General features: G+C 66.3%; 17 protein-coding genes. 7 read left to right on the plus strand and 10 right to left on the minus strand.

The genetic code is table 11. The features are described from left to right. Nucleotides 1-22 precede the first annotated feature (22 nt). From flgF to flgB, 5 genes are read right to left on the minus strand one after another with little or no spacing between them, the layout of a single operon-like run. The gene (gene flgF / locus GWK50_RS02405) at nucleotides 23-763 is read right to left on the minus strand and encodes a flagellar basal-body rod protein FlgF (protein WP_162015127.1); all 741 of its coding nucleotides are present in this window, start codon (nucleotides 761-763) and stop codon (nucleotides 23-25) included. A 31-nt stretch (nucleotides 764-794) separates the two neighbouring features. Continuing rightward, a complete protein-coding gene (flgE, locus tag GWK50_RS02410) occupies nucleotides 795-2,069 on the minus strand; it encodes a flagellar hook protein FlgE (protein WP_162015128.1) in 1,275 nt (424 codons plus the stop codon). 22 nt (nucleotides 2,070-2,091) lie between these two features. Continuing rightward, nucleotides 2,092-2,757, minus strand: coding sequence for a flagellar hook capping FlgD N-terminal domain-containing protein (locus tag GWK50_RS02415; RefSeq protein WP_162015129.1), 666 nt, complete (start codon nucleotides 2,755-2,757; stop codon nucleotides 2,092-2,094). A 16-nt stretch (nucleotides 2,758-2,773) separates the two neighbouring features. Next, nucleotides 2,774-3,178 carry a flagellar basal body rod protein FlgC gene (gene flgC, locus GWK50_RS02420; RefSeq protein WP_162015130.1) on the minus strand — a complete coding sequence of 135 codons (405 nt, stop codon included), beginning with the start codon at nucleotides 3,176-3,178 and terminating at the stop codon, nucleotides 2,774-2,776. A 24-nt stretch (nucleotides 3,179-3,202) separates the two neighbouring features. Further along, nucleotides 3,203-3,628 carry a flagellar basal body rod protein FlgB gene (gene flgB, locus GWK50_RS02425; protein ID WP_162015131.1) on the minus strand — a complete coding sequence of 142 codons (426 nt, stop codon included), beginning with the start codon at nucleotides 3,626-3,628 and terminating at the stop codon, nucleotides 3,203-3,205. A 338-nt stretch (nucleotides 3,629-3,966) separates the two neighbouring features. On the opposite strand from flgB, the gene flgA reads away from it, so the two are divergent. The 3 genes from flgA to GWK50_RS02440 all read left to right on the plus strand — a co-directional run bounded on the left by flgA (nucleotide 3,967) and on the right by GWK50_RS02440 (nucleotide 5,514). Continuing rightward, on the plus strand, nucleotides 3,967-4,638 hold the full coding sequence (gene flgA / locus GWK50_RS02430; RefSeq protein ID WP_242455442.1) for a flagellar basal body P-ring formation chaperone FlgA: 672 nt from the start codon (nucleotides 3,967-3,969) through the stop codon (nucleotides 4,636-4,638). 92 nt (nucleotides 4,639-4,730) lie between these two features. Continuing rightward, nucleotides 4,731-5,069 (plus strand): flagellar biosynthesis anti-sigma factor FlgM, encoded by a 339-nt coding sequence (flgM, locus tag GWK50_RS02435; RefSeq protein WP_162015133.1) that lies wholly within the window; start codon nucleotides 4,731-4,733, stop codon nucleotides 5,067-5,069. A gap of 97 nt (nucleotides 5,070-5,166) precedes the next feature. Then, on the plus strand, nucleotides 5,167-5,514 hold the full coding sequence (locus GWK50_RS02440) for a hypothetical protein (RefSeq protein WP_162015134.1): 348 nt from the start codon (nucleotides 5,167-5,169) through the stop codon (nucleotides 5,512-5,514). 40 nt (nucleotides 5,515-5,554) lie between these two features. Here GWK50_RS02440 and pgi read toward each other — a convergent pair whose 3' ends face one another. The 3 genes from pgi to tal form a co-directional block, all read right to left on the minus strand. Continuing rightward, complete coding sequence (pgi, locus tag GWK50_RS02445) at nucleotides 5,555-7,132, minus strand: glucose-6-phosphate isomerase (RefSeq protein WP_162015135.1); 1,578 nt, start codon at nucleotides 7,130-7,132, stop codon at nucleotides 5,555-5,557. 13 nt (nucleotides 7,133-7,145) lie between these two features. Further along, the gene (locus GWK50_RS02450; protein ID WP_162015136.1) at nucleotides 7,146-8,264 is read right to left on the minus strand and encodes a beta-ketoacyl-ACP synthase III; all 1,119 of its coding nucleotides are present in this window, start codon (nucleotides 8,262-8,264) and stop codon (nucleotides 7,146-7,148) included. An 84-nt stretch (nucleotides 8,265-8,348) separates the two neighbouring features. Continuing rightward, nucleotides 8,349-9,296: a transaldolase gene (tal, locus tag GWK50_RS02455; RefSeq protein ID WP_162015137.1), complete on the minus strand. Its 948-nt coding sequence runs from the start codon at nucleotides 9,294-9,296 to the stop codon at nucleotides 8,349-8,351. Nucleotides 9,297-9,427: 131 nt separating this feature from the next. Here tal and GWK50_RS02460 point away from each other — a divergent pair, with 131 nt between their 5' ends. Continuing rightward, nucleotides 9,428-10,273 carry an SIS domain-containing protein gene (locus GWK50_RS02460; protein ID WP_162015138.1) on the plus strand — a complete coding sequence of 282 codons (846 nt, stop codon included), beginning with the start codon at nucleotides 9,428-9,430 and terminating at the stop codon, nucleotides 10,271-10,273. Here the strand turns inward: GWK50_RS02460 and GWK50_RS02465 are convergent. Next, entirely contained in the window at nucleotides 10,264-11,250 is a 987-nt protein-coding gene (locus GWK50_RS02465) for a LysR substrate-binding domain-containing protein (RefSeq protein ID WP_162015139.1), read from the minus strand. The genes GWK50_RS02460 and GWK50_RS02465 overlap by 10 nt on opposite strands. A gap of 105 nt (nucleotides 11,251-11,355) precedes the next feature. Here GWK50_RS02465 and GWK50_RS02470 point away from each other — a divergent pair, with 105 nt between their 5' ends. The 3 genes from GWK50_RS02470 to GWK50_RS02480 all read left to right on the plus strand — a co-directional run bounded on the left by GWK50_RS02470 (nucleotide 11,356) and on the right by GWK50_RS02480 (nucleotide 14,446). Continuing rightward, the gene (locus GWK50_RS02470; protein WP_162015140.1) at nucleotides 11,356-11,859 is read left to right on the plus strand and encodes a DUF2917 domain-containing protein; all 504 of its coding nucleotides are present in this window, start codon (nucleotides 11,356-11,358) and stop codon (nucleotides 11,857-11,859) included. Between the two features lie 323 nt (nucleotides 11,860-12,182). Beyond that, nucleotides 12,183-13,616 (plus strand): bifunctional UDP-N-acetylglucosamine diphosphorylase/glucosamine-1-phosphate N-acetyltransferase GlmU, encoded by a 1,434-nt coding sequence (gene glmU, locus GWK50_RS02475; protein WP_162015141.1) that lies wholly within the window; start codon nucleotides 12,183-12,185, stop codon nucleotides 13,614-13,616. Then, nucleotides 13,613-14,446, plus strand: a complete 834-nt coding sequence (locus GWK50_RS02480) for an ATP-binding protein (protein ID WP_162015142.1) — start codon at nucleotides 13,613-13,615, stop codon at nucleotides 14,444-14,446. The genes glmU and GWK50_RS02480 overlap by 4 nt, the downstream gene beginning before the upstream one ends. A gap of 19 nt (nucleotides 14,447-14,465) precedes the next feature. On the opposite strand, the gene GWK50_RS02485 is transcribed toward GWK50_RS02480, so the two are convergent. Beyond that, nucleotides 14,466-14,957, minus strand: a complete 492-nt coding sequence (locus tag GWK50_RS02485) for an Lrp/AsnC family transcriptional regulator (protein WP_162015143.1) — start codon at nucleotides 14,955-14,957, stop codon at nucleotides 14,466-14,468. Nucleotides 14,958-15,087: the final 130 nt, after the last annotated feature.

Here is a 15,087-nt window from a genome sequence, read left to right on the forward strand (position 1 = left end):
GGTATCTCCTGGCGGGTGGCGCTTAGCCGTTCATGCCCAGCAGTTGGCTGGCCGTTTTGTCGTTGGTTTCTGCGGTTTGCAGCAGTCGCATCTGTTGCTCGAACTGGCGCGAGGCGGCGATCATGCCCACCATGCATTCGACGGCGTTGACGTTCGAGCCTTCCAGCGTGCCGCTGGCCATGCGGGCGTTGGCATCGTTGGGAATGGGCTCGCCTGACGTGGCTCGGAACAGCCCGTCGTCGCCGCGCTTGAGCGGGTCTTCCGGCGTGGGGGTGGCCAGCTTGAGGCGCCCCACGGCCTGCGGCGCCTGCCCGCCGGTGCGTGCCGTCACGGTGCCGTCGCTGCCCAGCGAGACTTCGGCCCCTGGCGGAATGTCGATGGGCGCGCCGCCGTCGGACAGCACGGGCCGGCCGGTGGAGGTCAGCAACTGGCCGGTGGCCGACACTTCAAAGGAGCCTGCGCGCGTGTAGGCCTCGGTGCCATCCGCGCCCTGGACCGCAAACCAGGCGTTGCCCATGGCCATGGCGTCCAGGCTGCGGCCTGTGCGCTGGGCCGGGCCGGAAATGTCGCGGTGGCCCGAGGTGGCCTCCAGCGCAAACACCCGGGTACTGGCGCCGTCGCCCTGCAGCGGCACCGAACGGAAGGTGGACATCTCGGCGCGGAACCCCGGTGTGGACGCATTGGCCAGGTTGTGGGACAGCACGGCCTGCCGATGCGCGGCCGCGTTGGCGCCGGTCATGGTGGTGTAGATGATGCGGTCCATGGTGGGGGCTCCGGTTCAGGGGGCGACGTGCTCAGCGCAAATTCACCAGGGTGGACATCACCTGGTCCTGGGTCTTGATGGTTTGCGCATTGGCCTGGTAGGTGCGCTGCGCCGTCATCATGTTGACCAACTCGGCCGTGAGGTCCACGTTGGAGTCCTCCAGCGCACCCGAGCGCAGGGCGCCGAAGTTGCCATCGGTGGGGGTGCCCATGACGGGCTGGCCCGACTCGAAGGTCTCGACCCAGTTGTTGTTGCCCACGGCCATCAGGCCCTGCGGGTTGCGGAAGTTGGCCAGCGCCACCTGGCCTTCGGCACGCGTCATGCCGTTGGAGTAGCGCGCCATGATCATGCCGCTGGCTTCGATGTTGATGCCCGTGAGCTCGCCCGAGGCATAGCCGTCCTGGCTCAGGTCGGACACGGCAAACTTGCTGCCAAACTGGGTCACGTCGTCCAGCTGCACCAGCACGTTGAAGGCCGGCAGGTTGTTGGGGTTGGGCGGCGACGGGTCCACCGATAGCGTCAGCCCAAAGCCCGTGGCGGGCGCGGGGGCCACGGGGCCGGTGATGGCACCGTTGTTGTCAAAGGTGATGGTGCCCACTGGGGTTGCCGCGGTGTCGAGCGAGTCGTACACCTCCCACTCGTTGTCCGTGGCCGTCTTCTGGAAGTACAGGGTCACGGGGACGGCCACGCCCTGGCTGTCGAACACATTGATCGAGGTGCCATAGGTGGGACGGGGCGTGGGTGGAATGGCCGGTGTGGGTGGTGGGCCGGGGGTGGCGGCCACGCCGGCAGCGTCGTAGGCGCGCGCGTCCAGGTTGAAGGCGGCCGTGACGGTGGTGGTCTGCTTGGCCGCAATCGGCTGGGACGATGGGAAGTTCAGCGGGCCTGGGACGGTGGCCGTGCGCAGTCCGGTGGCCGGATCGATCGGATAGCCCAGCACCCGCGCGCCGCTGTTGGTTTTGAGGTCGCCGTCCTTGTCGAGCTTGAAGTTGCCCGCGCGGGTGTAGGCCGAGGAGCCATCGGGCTGCTGCAGCATGAAAAAGCCGCTGCCGTTGATGGCCACGTCCAGCGTGTTGCCGGTGACCGTGAGGTTGCCTTGCGAGAACTGCTGCGCCACGGCAGCCACCTGCACGCCAATGCCCACGTTGCTGCCGCCCGCGCCGCCGATGGCGGAGGCCACCATGTCGGCGAACTCGGCACGTGAGGCCTTGAAACCGGTGGTATTGGCGTTGGCGATGTTGTGGCCGATCACGTCCAGGTTCTTGCTGGCGGCGTTGAGGCCCGAGAGGCCGTGCTGGAATGCCATGGTGGAAGCTCCTTCGCAGTAATTACAGAATGGCCTTGATGCCGTTGTAGTTGGCGGTGCCGCCGCCTTCGAGTTGCAGGTACAGGGTGCCGTTGTCCATGCTGACGGCGCTGACCTTGTCGCGCATCAGTGCGGTGGAAGCCACCGCCGTCTCGCCATTGGCCGCCACCACCTTGAAGCGCAGCGGGGTGGCGCCTTCATAGTCCGAGGTGTCCCAGTCGAAGTTGTAGCGCCCGGCCTTGAGCGGGCCCATTTCCACGGTGCCCACCTGCTTGCCATTGGGGTCCAGCACCTGCACGGTGACCGAGGCGGCAGAGCCGGCCAGGTCGAAGACGCCGCCCGCCTTGTCGGTGGTGCTGTCGATGGCCAGGGTGTTCCCCTCCACCAGCACCTGGCGTCCCACCATGCTGCCGGCCTGCATCAATTGCTGGGCGGCAAACTGGTTCATCATGCCCTTGACGGTGTCGTTGAGCTGCTGGATGCCGGTGACCGTGTTGATCTGCGCGATCTGCGAGGTCATCTGCGCGTTGTCCAGCGGGTTCATCGGGTCCTGGTTGTTGAGCTGCGCAACCAGGAGCTTGAGAAAACGGTCCTGTGACTGGGCAGCGTCCGAGGCGTTGTTGGATTGGGCCGCCGTGGTGGTTCTGCCGGCATCCAGCGCGCTGGTGTCAATGGGGGTCATGAACATGGTGTGTCTCCCGAAATTACTGGCCGATCTGCAGTGTCTTGAGCAGCAGCGACTTGGCCGTGTTCATGACCTCGACGTTGTTCTGGTACGAGCGCGAGGCCGAGATCATGTTGACCATCTCGTCCACGGCATTGACGTTGGAGTGGGTCACGTAGCCTTCCTCGTCGGCAGCCGGGTGGCTGGGGTCGTGCACGCGGCGCCCAGGGGTTTCGCTTTCCTTGATGGCGGATACGCGCACCCCGGCGGCGTTGTCCGGTCCCATGGGCTGGGTTTGGAAAACCACCTGGCGCGCCTTGTAGGCCCTACCGTCGGGGCCGGCCACGGCATCGACGTTGGCCAGGTTGCTGGCGACCACGTTGAGGCGTTGGGACTGCGCGCTGACCGCGCTGCCCGAGACGTTGAAGATGGAGAACATCGACATGATGAATTTCGCTTTCTGCTGTCATCACTGGCCGGTGATGGCGCTGAGCATGGTCTTGGCCTGTCCGTTGAAGAAACGCAGCGTGGCCTCGTAGCGCACGGCGTTGTCCACAAAATTGGCGCGTTCTCGGTCCATGTCCACGGTGTTCTGGTCCAGCGAGGGCTGGGTTTGCACCGTGTAACCGAGCTTGCCGTTCTGGCTGCTGGGCAGGGTGGACGAGAGGGCAAAGTGCCGCGCGTCGGCAGCGGCGGGCGTTCCACCTGTGGTTGCCATGGTCTTGGGTTCGGTTCCTGTGGCTGCGCGCAACGCCTCGCTGAATTTCATGTCCCGGCCCACGTAGCCTGGGGTATCGGCGTTGGCGATGTTGCTGGCAATGACGCGCTGGCGCTCGGCACGCAGCACCAGGGCCTTGCCTTGGAAATCGAGCCGGTTCGTCATCTTGTCTAGCATGGGGACCTCGCACCACGGATTGCACGGCGCCGGAGTGTCCAGGCGGACTTCCGGCATGGGCTGATTATGGAAATGCCCCCACTTTTCTAAAGCCCGAAGAACGTGGTGATGGGTGCGCAATTTGCCGCTTCGTCGGCCCTCATCGGGCCTAAAGTGCTCATCAGTGTTCGAGGCACAGCGCAGCCGGTGACCGGGCTTCGACGATTCCCCACGTACGGCCGCACTGCGCGGGCCGCGCAAGCCACTGCGGGAGAGCCGCCATGCAACGTTCCATTGTTCCTTTCCAGACCCTCCCGCCGGTGGCGCTGTACCGCCTGGCGGCCCGCGTGCTGTGTCTCATGGCCTTGGCTTTGACGGGAGTGCAGGCCCACGCCCAGATGGATTGGAGCCAGGTCGCGCAACGCTGGGCCGACGAAGCCTTGCGCAGCAGCGGGCTGGCCGAAACATCCCCCCTGCGCTTGGAAGTCACCGTCGGTTCGCTGGATCCCCATTTGCGCCTGGCGCCCTGTGCGCGCGCAGAGCCCTATTTGCCCACCGGAGGCCGGCTGTGGGGCCGCACACGCCTGGGGTTGCGTTGTGCGGAGGGTGCCACCCGCTGGAATGTGTTCCTTCCCGTCACGGTCAAGGCCTACGGCCCGGCGTGGGTGCTGGCGGGCAATGTGGCTTCGGGGGCAGTGTTGACGGCTGCCGATGCCGTCCAGGCCGAAGTCGATTGGGCGGCTTCGCACTCCCCCGTGCTCGCCGACCCCGCGCTGTGGGTGGGGCAGGTGGCGGCACAGCCGCTGCAGGCAGGGCAGGCCTTGCGCCAATCCATGGTCAAGGCGCCGCAATTGTTCACCCATGGCGCCCAGGTACGGGTGCAAGCGCAGGGACCCGGCTTTGCCATCACGGCGGCGGGGCAGGCCATGTCTGCCGGGGCCGTGGGCCAAACTGTGCGCGTCAGAATGACGAATGGAAGAATAATTCAGGGAATTGTGCTCGATGATGGGACGATAAGCGCCCAACTCTAGGTGTTTTTTGGGAAATACCGCTAAAGTCTGCGTCCAGCGGGTCGAAAACATTGCTACCGGGCCCTGTGTTGCCAGAGCCCTAGGAGCAAGCGATGAAAATAGGACAAACACCGGAAATGCCGGGCGGTCTCTCGCCCGGTGCGGCGGCCAAAAGCCAAGCCAAGGCCGTGCCAGCTGCCAGCACAGGTGCGGCACCTGCAGGCAGCGCAGCGGCTGCTGCCGCAGTGGCGTCGGCCGGCGTGCCCGTCACGCTGTCCAAGGCGGCCCAGGGTTTGGACAATGCAGCCCGGGTGCAGGGCGATTTTGACGCCGGCAAGGTCAAGGCCGTGCGCGCTGCCATCGAAAACGGCACGTTCAAGGTCGATGCCGAGGTCGTGGCCGACAAAATGCTGGCGAACAGCCAGGAATTCCTCTCGCGCACCAAGATTTGAGCGTTTGGCGGCCCATGGAATGGGTCACGGCGGCAACGCCTTGCAGGGATGCAACCTTCTGTACCACGGAGGCCCTGCTGGCACTACACTCCAGCCCATGACGCCCGAAGCCGCGCTCCAAGCCGTTGAACAGCAACTCGCAAAGATGTCGGCCGCCCTTGTGGCGGCCGATGCTTTGGCGGCGGAGCAATCCAGCGCGCAGCTGCGCAGAGACCTGGACGCCTTGATCCAGGCAAGCCGTGGCTTGCAAGGCCAGCCCTGGCCCGAGGCCTTGCGGCCACGCATGCAGGCGGTGAGCAATCAGCTTGCCATGCAGCGTGAGCAGCTTGCTCGCCTGGGGGCGTTGGTGGATCGGCAGGCCGCTTCCATCCTGCCTCCTGCCGAACCGGCCCCTACCTATGGGCAGGCGGGCTCGGCGGCGCGTATCTACCGCTCCACGACCTGAACGCGGTTGGTGGGTTTCTCTGGTCCAGACACCGCGCGTGTCAGTGGGAGCCATCCTGCCGCAGGCGGCACAGCATGCCGGCGGTCGAGGCGTCCAGCCCCTCGACGTTGCCACTGGCCAAACGCTGTTGCAGGTCGTTGGCCAGCACCTTGCCCAGCTCCACGCCCCACTGGTCAAAACTGTTGATGCCCCACAGTGCGCCGCTCACAAACACCCGGTGCTCTTGCAGAGCGATCAGTGCTCCCAGCGATGTGGGTGTGAGCGCGTCGAGCAACAAAAAGGTGCTGGGGCGGTTGCCCGGGAAATGGCGGTGCCCGCAGTCGCTGGCGCGGCCCAGCATCAATGCCTGGGCTTGCGCCAGGGCGTTGGCTAGCAGCATCTCGTGGTGACCGGGCAGGCCGTGTGCCGATTGGCGCACCGCCACGATTTCCAGCGGCAGCACGTCGGTGCCCTGGTGCAACATCTGAAAAAAGGCATGCTGCCCGTTGCTCCCAGGCTCACCCCAGAGTACCGGTGAGGTCGCAAAGGGCAGGGTGCGCCCTGTTTGGTCCACACGCTTGCCGTTGCTTTCCATTTCCAGTTGTTGCCAATGCGCCGCCAGGCGGCGCAGGCCCGCGTGGTACGGGGCGATACAGCGGCTGGAAAAACCCAGGAAGTTGCGGTACCAGACATCCAGCAGTGCCAGGCGCACCGGTAGGTTGGTGGTCAGTGGCGCGGTGCGGAAATGCTCGTCCATGGCATGCGCACCCGCCAGCAGCATGCGAAAACCCTCGGCTCCGATCGCGATGGCGATGGGCATGCCGATGGCCGACCAGAGCGAATAGCGTCCGCCGACCCAGTCCCAGAACCCGAAGGTGGTGGTGATGCCCCATTGGCGCGCCGCCTCCACGTTGCAGGTCAGCGCCACAAAGTGCCGCGCCACATCCTGCCCTCCCTGGGCCACAAACCAGTCGAGCGCCGAGCGGGCATTGGTCATGGTCTCCGGCGTGGTGAAGGTTTTGGAGGCCACCAGGAAGACCGTGCTTTCGGGCCGTACCGCACGCAGCACGCGCTTGAGCTCGTGGCCATCGATGTTGGAGACGAAATGAAAGCGCTTGCCCGGAACGCGGAACTGCTCCAACGCCAGCACCGCCATTTGCGGCCCCAGGTCCGAGCCGCCGATGCCGATGTTCACCACATCGGTGATGGTGGGGTCGTTGCGCAGCGCCTCGGCGCAGTCGAGCATGGCCTGCAGCGTGGTGTGCACCTGCTGCAGTGCCTGGGGCAACCAGGGCTCGTCACCCGGCAGCTCTAGCCCGGCAGGGCGGCGCAACAGGGTGTGCAGTACGGGCCGGTTCTCGGTGGTGTTGATGCGCTGCCCCGCCAGCATGGCGTCGCGCCGCTGCGCCAGGCCGCAGGCGCTTGCCATGTCCAGCAGCAGGGCTTCAGTCTTTTGGTCCCACAGGTTTTTGGACAGGTCGGCAAATACCTGGGGTGCCTCTTGGCTGAAATGCGCAAAGCGCTGCGTGTCTTCGGCAAAGGCATGGCGCAAATCAAAGTGCGCCCCCTGCGCCGCATGGTGCGCACGCAGTTGCGCCCACTGCGGCGTTTCGTCGCACCGTGGAAAGGCGGCGGCCATGGAGTCTGTGGGGTTAGCGCTTGCGCAGCACGACGCTGCCCACCGAGTAACCAGCACCAAAGGAGCAGATCACGCCCACATCGCCTGCTGCCAGGTCGGCGCGGTGCTTGTGGAAGGCGATGATGGAACCCGCCGAGGCGGTGTTGGCGAACTCATCCAGAATCAGTGGCGCCAGATCGGCGCTGGCGTCGCCCGCCAGCTTCTTTATGACGAGCTGGTTCATGCCTTGGTTGGCTTGGTGCAGCCAGTAGCGGCGCACGGCGCTGGGTGCGTGGCCCAGGTCGCTCAGGTGGCCTTCGATGTGGGCGGCGGCGATGGGCACCACCTCCTTGAACACCTTGCGGCCTTCCTGGCGGAAGGTCTTGTCGCGTGCGTTCGGGTCACTGTCCTCGCTGCGATTGAGAAAGCCGAAGTTGTTGCGGATGTTGTTGGAGAACTGGGTTGCCAGGCGCGTGCCCAGCACCTCCCAGGCGTCGGCGGTGGTGGCCGTGTCGGCGCGTTCGACGATCACTGCCGTGCAGACGTCGCCAAAGATGAAGTGGCAGTCGCGGTCGTTCCAGGCCTGGTGGCCCGAGGTGATCTCGGGGTTGACCACCAGAACGCACTTCGCACTGCCCGTGCGTACGGCGTTGACGGCCTGCTCAATGGCAAAAGTGGCCGACGAGCAGGCGACGTTCATGTCGAAGCCATAGCCGCCTGCACCCAGGGCCTGCTGGATTTCCACGGCCATGGCGGGGTAGGCGCGCTGCATGTTGGAGGCCGCACACAGCACGGCGTCGATGTCGGCGCCGGTCTTGCCCGCCTGCTGCAGCGCCTGCTGGGACGCGGCAACGGCGAGCTCGCCCATCAGCGAGAGTTGGTCGTCAGGCCGCTCCTGCAAGCGCGGGTACATGCGTGTCGGGTCGAGGATGCCGGATTTTTCGAGCACATAACGCTGTTTGATGCCCGATGCCTTCTCGATGAACTCCACGCTGGAGTGCTGCAGCGGCTCGCGCGTGCCTGCGGCAATCTCGGTGGCATGCTGGGCGTTCTGCAGGTCCACGTAGCGGTTGAAGGATTCCACCAGCTCGGCGTTGGTGATGGTGTGGGGCGGCTGGTAAAGACCCGTGCCGCTGATGACGACTGAATGCATGAATCGGTATCCTGTGGCCCGCCGCGCGGGCGCGATGCTCAAGTGTAACTAGGGCGCGTGCGCCCCGCCGGGGTGTCTGTGGCTTCAGGCCGCCAGGATGATCTGTTCGAGCTTGACTGTGTCCACCGCAAACGCGCGGATGCCCTCGGCCAGTTTCTCCGTGGCCATGGCGTCTTCGTTGAGTCCATAGCGAAAGCCCGCTTCGTCGTACTGCACCGCGGGCAGGTCCATGGAGCGTGCGGCCTCTGCGTCCAGAGCGCGGGCCACCGGTGCGTCGGACTGTGCCAGTTGCGCCAGCAGCTCGGGCGCAATGGTCAGCAGATCGCAGCCCGCCAGCGCGATGATCTGGCCCACGTTGCGGAAGCTCGCACCCATGACCTCGGTCGCCACGCCAAAGCGCTTGTAGTGGTTGAAGATGCGACGCACCGACTGCACGCCGGGGTCGTTGGCACCGGCCATGGCGGCCTCATCCCAGCTTGCGCCCGCCTGTTTTTTGTACCAGTCGTAGATGCGGCCGACAAAGGGCGAGATGAGCTGTACCTTGGCCTGGCCACAGGCTACTGCCTGCACAAAAGAGAACAGCAGTGTGAGGTTGGTGTGGATGCCCTTGCTCTCGAGCTTGCGTGCGGCCTCGATGCCTTCCCAGGTGGCGGCGATCTTGATGAGCACGCGGTCGATGTGGATGCCCTCGGCCTGGTACAGCTCGATGATGCGCTCGGCCCGCGACACGGTGGCGCTGGTGTCGAAGCTCAGCCGCGCATCGACCTCGGTGGACACACGGCCCGGAATGGTGGAGAGGATCTCGCCGCCGAAGCGCACCAGCAGGCGGTCGATGACTTCGTCCATGGGGCGGCCCTTCCAGCGCTGCACGGTGGACTGCAGCAGCGGCGCGTATTCGGGCTTTTGCACGGCCTTGAGGATCAGCGAAGGGTTGGTGGTGGCGTCGCGCGGCTGGAACTGGGCCAGTTGGCGGAAGTCGCCGGTGTCGGCCACCACGGTGGTGAACTGTTTGAGTGCTTCGAGCTGGTTCATGCAAATCCTCGAGGGTTTGTGTGGCGCCGCTGCGGGCGCTGCGCAACCCTCAAGTGTATGCCTCCCTCTGGCGCAGGGTTGCCATGAAACGGCGTTACATTCACAAGTGCCCGCACACCCCTACCAACACCATGCTGGATCGAATCACCGCCTCCCTGCCCTCTCTGGCCCCGGCCGAGCAGCGTGTGGGGAAACTGGTACTGCAAGACCCACGCGCCTTTGCCCGTCTGCCCGTGCGCGAACTGGCCGAGCGCGCCCATGTCAGCAAACCCACCGTGGTGCGCTTTTGCCGCAGCATGGGCTACGACGGGCTGGCCGACTTCAAGCTCAAGCTCGCGGGCAGCGTGAGCGAGGGCGTGCCCTTCATCCACCGCAGTGTGGACGCCGACGACAAGACCGGCGACGTGCTGGTGAAGGTGGTGGACAACGCCGTGGCAGCCTTCCTGCAGTACCGCAACGCCGCCAGCACCGTGGCCATAGAGTGCGCGGCCAGCGCCATTGCCGACACCTGGAAGATGGGCAAGCGCATCGAGTTCTACGGTGCGGGCAACTCGGGTATCGTGGCCCAGGACGCGCAGCACAAGTTCTTCCGCCTGGGCGTGACCTGCAACGCCACCAGTGACGGCCACATGCAGGTGATGAGTGCCACGCTGCTGGGGCCGGGCGACTGCCTGGTGATCATCTCCAACTCGGGCCGCACGCGCGACCTGATGGACGCGGCCGACATTGCGCGCAAGAACGGCGCCACCACCATCGCCATCACAGCCAGTGGCTCGCCCCTGGCCAGCGCGTGCCTCATCCACCTCTCGGCCGATCATCCCGAGGGCTACGACCGCTACAGCCCCATGGTTTCGCGCCTTCTGCACCTGCTCATCATCGATGTGCTGGTGACCTGCGTGGCCTTGCGCATCGGCAGTTCGCTGCAGCCCATCCTGCAGCAGATGAAAGAGAACCTGCGCAACAAGCGTTACGCCTGATCGGCGTCTTCAGAGCCCTCGCCCAGAAAACGGCGCGTGGCGCCAGCCTCCTGGCGCAGCCAGGCCGTAAAAGCCTGAGCCTCCGGGCGCTGGCGGCTGCGCGGGCCCAGCAGCAGCCAATAGGCCAGTGGCGAGTCCAGCCGCGTGCCCGGCAGCACCTCCACCAGGTCACCACTGGCCAGCGCATCGGCCACCAGTGGCAGGCGCGCCAGGGCCAGGCCCTGGCCGGCCAGGGCGGCCTGCACGATCTGGTGCGCGTAGTTGAAATAGAGCCAGCGCTGGGGCTGCAGCAGCGGGCATCCCTGCGCGTCGAACCAGCGCCGCCATGACAGCCATTGCAGGTGCGTGCTGCGGTGCGCGTCCCCGGCCTCGATCAGGGTGAACTGCTCCAGATCGCTGCTCTGGCGCACCGGCGCTGCGCTTTTCAGCAGCCACGGGCTGGCCACCACGGCCAATTGCTCGCCAAACAAGCGCTGGCCGCCGTGCACGCGCGGGCCGGGCGCGCTGTAGCGCAGCGCCAGGTCCAGGTCGGCGGTGTCCAGGTCGGTGTGGCTGTCGCTGGCGTCGATGCGGATGTCGATGTCCGGGTGCGCCTGCTGGAAGGCCTCCATGCGCGGGATCAGCCACATCGACGCAAAGCTCGACCAGGTGGTGATCGCCACGCTCTTGCGCCCCGCCGTTTGGCGCACCTGGCGCACGGCCGCGTCCATGCGTTCGACCGCCGGGCCCACGGTGCGCAGCAACTGCGCACCGGCGCTGGTCAGTTCCACCGCGCGCGTGTGGCGCAGGAAGAGGGCGATGCCCACCTCGTCCTCCAGCGCCTGGATCTGGCGGCTCACCGCCGACTGGGTGAGTGCCAGTTCCTCGGCCGCAGCCCGAAAGTTCAGGTGCCGCGCCACGCAGAGGAAGGCGCGCCAGTGGCCCACCCCCACGGGGCGGGTGCGCAGTACCGGGCTGGCCGATGCAAGGGTGCTCATGGTGCCATTGATGCGATTAGGGAATCAATAGCCTAGCGTCAATTCATTGGACTGCCAAGCGCTGGCGGCGGATCATGTGGCTTCATTGATGCAAAAGGAGCTGTCATGTGCGACACGATCCCTTCCCTCGGTTCCCAGAGCCTGCTGCCCCCGGCGGGGAGCTGGGGCTTGCTGCCCGGCCGGGCGCTGTCCTTGCACCCGCGCGGCAGTGGCCGTTTGACCCTGGTCCAGGGGCGGGCCTGGCTGACGGTGTCAGCGGCCGGACAGCCCTCCACCGACATGGTGCTGCACGCAGGGGAGTGCGTTGTGCTGCCTGCCCACAGCCACGCCGTGCTTGAAGCCTGGCCACAGCACGATGGTGGGCCGGCGCTGGCTTGGCGGTGGGCGGCGCTGCCCGCAGCGGCTGTGGCACCGCTCGATTGGCGGCAGACCGTGGCTGCACCGGCGCGCGACCTGGGCCAGGCGGGCCTGGTCTTGCTGGACGCCGCAGGACGACTGGCCAAAGGCCTGCTGGGGCTGGCGGTATGGGCGTTGGCACGCCCCTGGGTGGCTTCGCTGCTCGCCCGGGGTGCGGTGCGGCGCATTCCCTGGGGACTGCACAGCGGATAATCCGGGCCACCGCGGTCGCGCGTCGGTGTGCGCCGCACCTAGTGCAGTGTTTCACTCTGATTGGCACTTTCAGAGCCCCGAAAAAGCTGCCCGGCTAGGCGCAGCGCGCAGGCAATGGTGGTGCCCTTGCCAAGGGCTGCAACGACGCTGGGCAGCTTTTTCGGGGCTCCCTTGGGGCCAGTGGCCAAGGGGCCATCTGCGTTGTTGCAGTGGCTTGACGTTACCCGTAATGCCTGCGCCCCTGCGCCTAGCAGCTGACCCCTTGGCCACTGGCTGAAAGTACCAATCAGAGTGCAACACTACACTAGCATCCACACCATCCCATGACACCCATAGACATCCTCATCATGGCGGCCGGCAAGGGCACGCGCATGAAAAGCCGCACGCCCAAGGTGCTGCAGCGCCTGGCGGGCCGCCCGTTGTTGCACCACGTGCTCGACCAGGCTGCGCATTTGCAGGCGCGCAGCGCCATCGTCATCACCGGTCATGGTGCTACAGAAGTTGAAGCGGCTACCGCAGGACTGGCGAGCGTTGCAGGCCAATATGACCTGAAGTTTGTGCGCCAGGAGCCGCAGCTGGGCACCGGCCACGCCGTGCAGCAGGCCGTACCCTGCCTGGCGGATGACGGCACAGTAGTGGTGCTCTCGGGCGACGTTCCGCTGACCCAAGCCGACACACTGCGCGCGCTGGTGGCCGCGTCGCAGGCGGGGGGGCAGCTGGCGCTGCTGACCGTGCGCCTGCCCGACCCCACGGGCTATGGCCGCATCCTGCGCGATGGCGCAGGGCAGGTGGCGGGCATCGTCGAGCACAAGGACGCGAGCGAAGCCCAGCGTGCCATCGATGAGATCTACAGCGGCATCATGGCCGTGCCTGCGCGCCTGCTCAAACCCTGGCTTGCGCGCCTGACCAACCACAACGCCCAGGGCGAGTACTACCTGACCGACATCGTCGCCATGGCCGTGGCCGACGGGCTTCCGGTGGCGGCCCACCGCATCGACGATGCGCTGCAGGTGGCCGGCGTGAACAGCCCCCTGCAACTGGCCGAGCTGGAGCGCGCCCACCAACTGCGCCAGGCCCGCGCCCTGATGGAGCAGGGCGTGCGCCTGATGGACCCCGCGCGCTTTGACCTGCGCGACGACGCGCGCACCGGCGTGCGCGGCCAGCTGCGCTGCGAGCAGGATGTCGAGATCGATGTGGGCTGCATCTTCACCGGCGCCGTGGAGCTGGGCGAAGGCGTGCAGGTGGGCGCGCACTGTTGCATTGCCAATGCGCGCATTGCGGCGGGCGCCGTCGTCCACCCCTACACCCACATCGACGGCGAGAAGCTCGGTGCCAGCGTGGGCGCGGGCGCGCTCGTCGGCCCGTTTGCACGCCTGCGCCCTGGCGCCGTGCTGGGGCGCGAGGTGCACATCGGTAACTTCGTGGAGGTGAAGAACTCCCAGCTCGCCGATGGTGCCAAGGCCAACCACCTGGCCTACCTGGGCGACGCCAGCGTGGGCGAGCGCGTGAACTACGGCGCGGGCAGCATCACCGCCAACTACGACGGCGCCAACAAGCACCGCACTGTGATCGAGGCCGATGTGCATGTGGGCAGCAATTGCGTGCTGGTGGCGCCTGTCACCCTGGGCGCCGGGGCCACGGTGGGTGGCGGCTCCACCATCACCAAGGACGTGCCTGCAGGCGCCCTGGCTGTGGCGCGCGGCAAGCAAGTGGCCATTGCGAACTGGCAGCGCCCCACCAAGCAGCCCAAGCCATGAGCGCAGTGCCATCGGCCCCGTCGGAGTCTTCCGGGTGCCCCGAGCCGGGAGCGGATCGGTACGACGCACTCGACGCCCCCGCACTGCGCACCTTGCTGGCGCAGCGCGATCAGCAACTGGCGGAGCAAGGCGCCGCGCTGCAGGCCTGGACGCACGCCGTCTCGCACGACCTGCGCGCACCGCTGCGCCACATCACCTCCTTCGGCCCGCTGGTGCATGAGCTGTTGCAGGAGGCGCCTGGCCTGGACGCAGCCACCCGCCAGGAGGCGCTGGAATTTCTGGCCACCATGGACCAGTCTGCCCGCCGCATGGGTCGCATGCTCGACGGCCTGCTGCAACTGGCGCGCATTGCGCGCGCACCGTTCACGCCGCAGACCGTGGACCTGGGGGCGCTGGTGCACGAAGTGCGCGAGGCCCTGGCGCCGCGCTGCGCAGACCGCACGGTGCAGTGGCAGGCAGACGGCCCCTGGCCTACCGTGCAGGGCGACCCTGCCTTGCTGCGTCAACTGTTGGCCGAGCTGATCGGCAATGCGCTCAAGTTCACGCAAGCGCGCAGCCCGGCCCAGATCCGCGTGACCGCCGAATGCGGCGCAGACGGGCACTGCACCTTGTGCGTACAGGACAACGGCGCGGGATTTGACCCCGCGCGCGCGCAGGCGCTGTTCGGCATCTTCCAGCGCCTGCACCGCGAAAGCGAGTTCGACGGCGTGGGTTGCGGCCTGGCGGCCGTGCGCGCCATCGCCCAGCGCCACGGCGGCACCGTGAGCGCGCAGGCGGCGCCTGGTGCGGGCTGCACGGTCAGTGTGTGCTGGTCTGTTGCAATGCTATAAATATAATAGCTGCTTGCGCTTATTTGACGGTCGTTACAGCCACTTTTGTCAAAAATTTTGCTCGTTTGGTAGCAAAAAAGGCCTTCACATTGCGCACATTGGCGTCGCCCGTGAACAGGCGCTGCGCCAGCGCCAGGTAGGCGGGCATGTCGTGCGTGTGCAGCACGAGCACAAAGTCCGGTCCCGGTGACACGCGCCAGCATTGCTGCACGCCGGGTTCCTGCACAGCGCGGGCCTCGAAGGCGTCCAGCCACTCGGCGCCCTGGCGGTCGAGCGACACCTCCACGATGCACGCCAGCCCGTGCCCTTGCAGGGCAGCCAGCCGCTCGGGCTGGACAATGGCCACCTGCCGCTCGATCAGCCCGCATTCGTGCAGGCGCCGCACGCGCCGCAGGCAGGTGGGGGGTGACACATGCACCTGCTCGGCCAGCCATTGGTTGCTGCGCGTGGCATCGTCCTGCAGCAGGTCCAGCAGCTTCAGGTCCACGGCATCCAAGACCATTTCTTCCATATTGTTTAGTCTTTTGATGAAAAATTACATGCGGTTGATTGATTGAAATTTAATTTCAAAAACAAAAGAAAATCAATCTGAAATTTTGCATTTCTCTGCCTACCATCGCGCCATTGCATTCCACCAGGCA

This window comes from Acidovorax sp. 210-6, assembly GCF_010020825.1.
GTDB classification, from domain to species: domain Bacteria; phylum Pseudomonadota; class Gammaproteobacteria; order Burkholderiales; family Burkholderiaceae_C; genus Simplicispira; species Simplicispira sedimenti.

What these genes read in the sequence shown, in the direction of transcription:
- flgF (WP_162015127.1), bottom strand. Translation starts at nt 763, where the DNA reads ATGGACCGCATCATCTACACCACCATGACCGGCGCCAACGCGGCCGCG.
- flgE (WP_162015128.1), bottom strand. Translation starts at nt 2,069, where the DNA reads ATGGCATTCCAGCACGGCCTCTCGGGCCTCAACGCCGCCAGCAAGAAC.
- GWK50_RS02415 (WP_162015129.1), bottom strand. Translation starts at nt 2,757, where the DNA reads ATGTTCATGACCCCCATTGACACCAGCGCGCTGGATGCCGGCAGAACC.
- flgC (WP_162015130.1), bottom strand. Translation starts at nt 3,178, where the DNA reads ATGTCGATGTTCTCCATCTTCAACGTCTCGGGCAGCGCGGTCAGCGCG.
- flgB (WP_162015131.1), bottom strand. Translation starts at nt 3,628, where the DNA reads ATGCTAGACAAGATGACGAACCGGCTCGATTTCCAAGGCAAGGCCCTG.
- flgA (WP_242455442.1), top strand. Translation starts at nt 3,967, where the DNA reads ATGGCCTTGGCTTTGACGGGAGTGCAGGCCCACGCCCAGATGGATTGG.
- flgM (WP_162015133.1), top strand. Translation starts at nt 4,731, where the DNA reads ATGAAAATAGGACAAACACCGGAAATGCCGGGCGGTCTCTCGCCCGGT.
- GWK50_RS02440 (WP_162015134.1), top strand. Translation starts at nt 5,167, where the DNA reads ATGACGCCCGAAGCCGCGCTCCAAGCCGTTGAACAGCAACTCGCAAAG.
- pgi (WP_162015135.1), bottom strand. Translation starts at nt 7,132, where the DNA reads ATGGCCGCCGCCTTTCCACGGTGCGACGAAACGCCGCAGTGGGCGCAA.
- GWK50_RS02450 (WP_162015136.1), bottom strand. Translation starts at nt 8,264, where the DNA reads ATGCATTCAGTCGTCATCAGCGGCACGGGTCTTTACCAGCCGCCCCAC.
- tal (WP_162015137.1), bottom strand. Translation starts at nt 9,296, where the DNA reads ATGAACCAGCTCGAAGCACTCAAACAGTTCACCACCGTGGTGGCCGAC.
- GWK50_RS02460 (WP_162015138.1), top strand. Translation starts at nt 9,428, where the DNA reads ATGCTGGATCGAATCACCGCCTCCCTGCCCTCTCTGGCCCCGGCCGAG.
- GWK50_RS02465 (WP_162015139.1), bottom strand. Translation starts at nt 11,250, where the DNA reads ATGAGCACCCTTGCATCGGCCAGCCCGGTACTGCGCACCCGCCCCGTG.
- GWK50_RS02470 (WP_162015140.1), top strand. Translation starts at nt 11,356, where the DNA reads ATGTGCGACACGATCCCTTCCCTCGGTTCCCAGAGCCTGCTGCCCCCG.
- glmU (WP_162015141.1), top strand. Translation starts at nt 12,183, where the DNA reads ATGACACCCATAGACATCCTCATCATGGCGGCCGGCAAGGGCACGCGC.
- GWK50_RS02480 (WP_162015142.1), top strand. Translation starts at nt 13,613, where the DNA reads ATGAGCGCAGTGCCATCGGCCCCGTCGGAGTCTTCCGGGTGCCCCGAG.
- GWK50_RS02485 (WP_162015143.1), bottom strand. Translation starts at nt 14,957, where the DNA reads ATGGAAGAAATGGTCTTGGATGCCGTGGACCTGAAGCTGCTGGACCTG.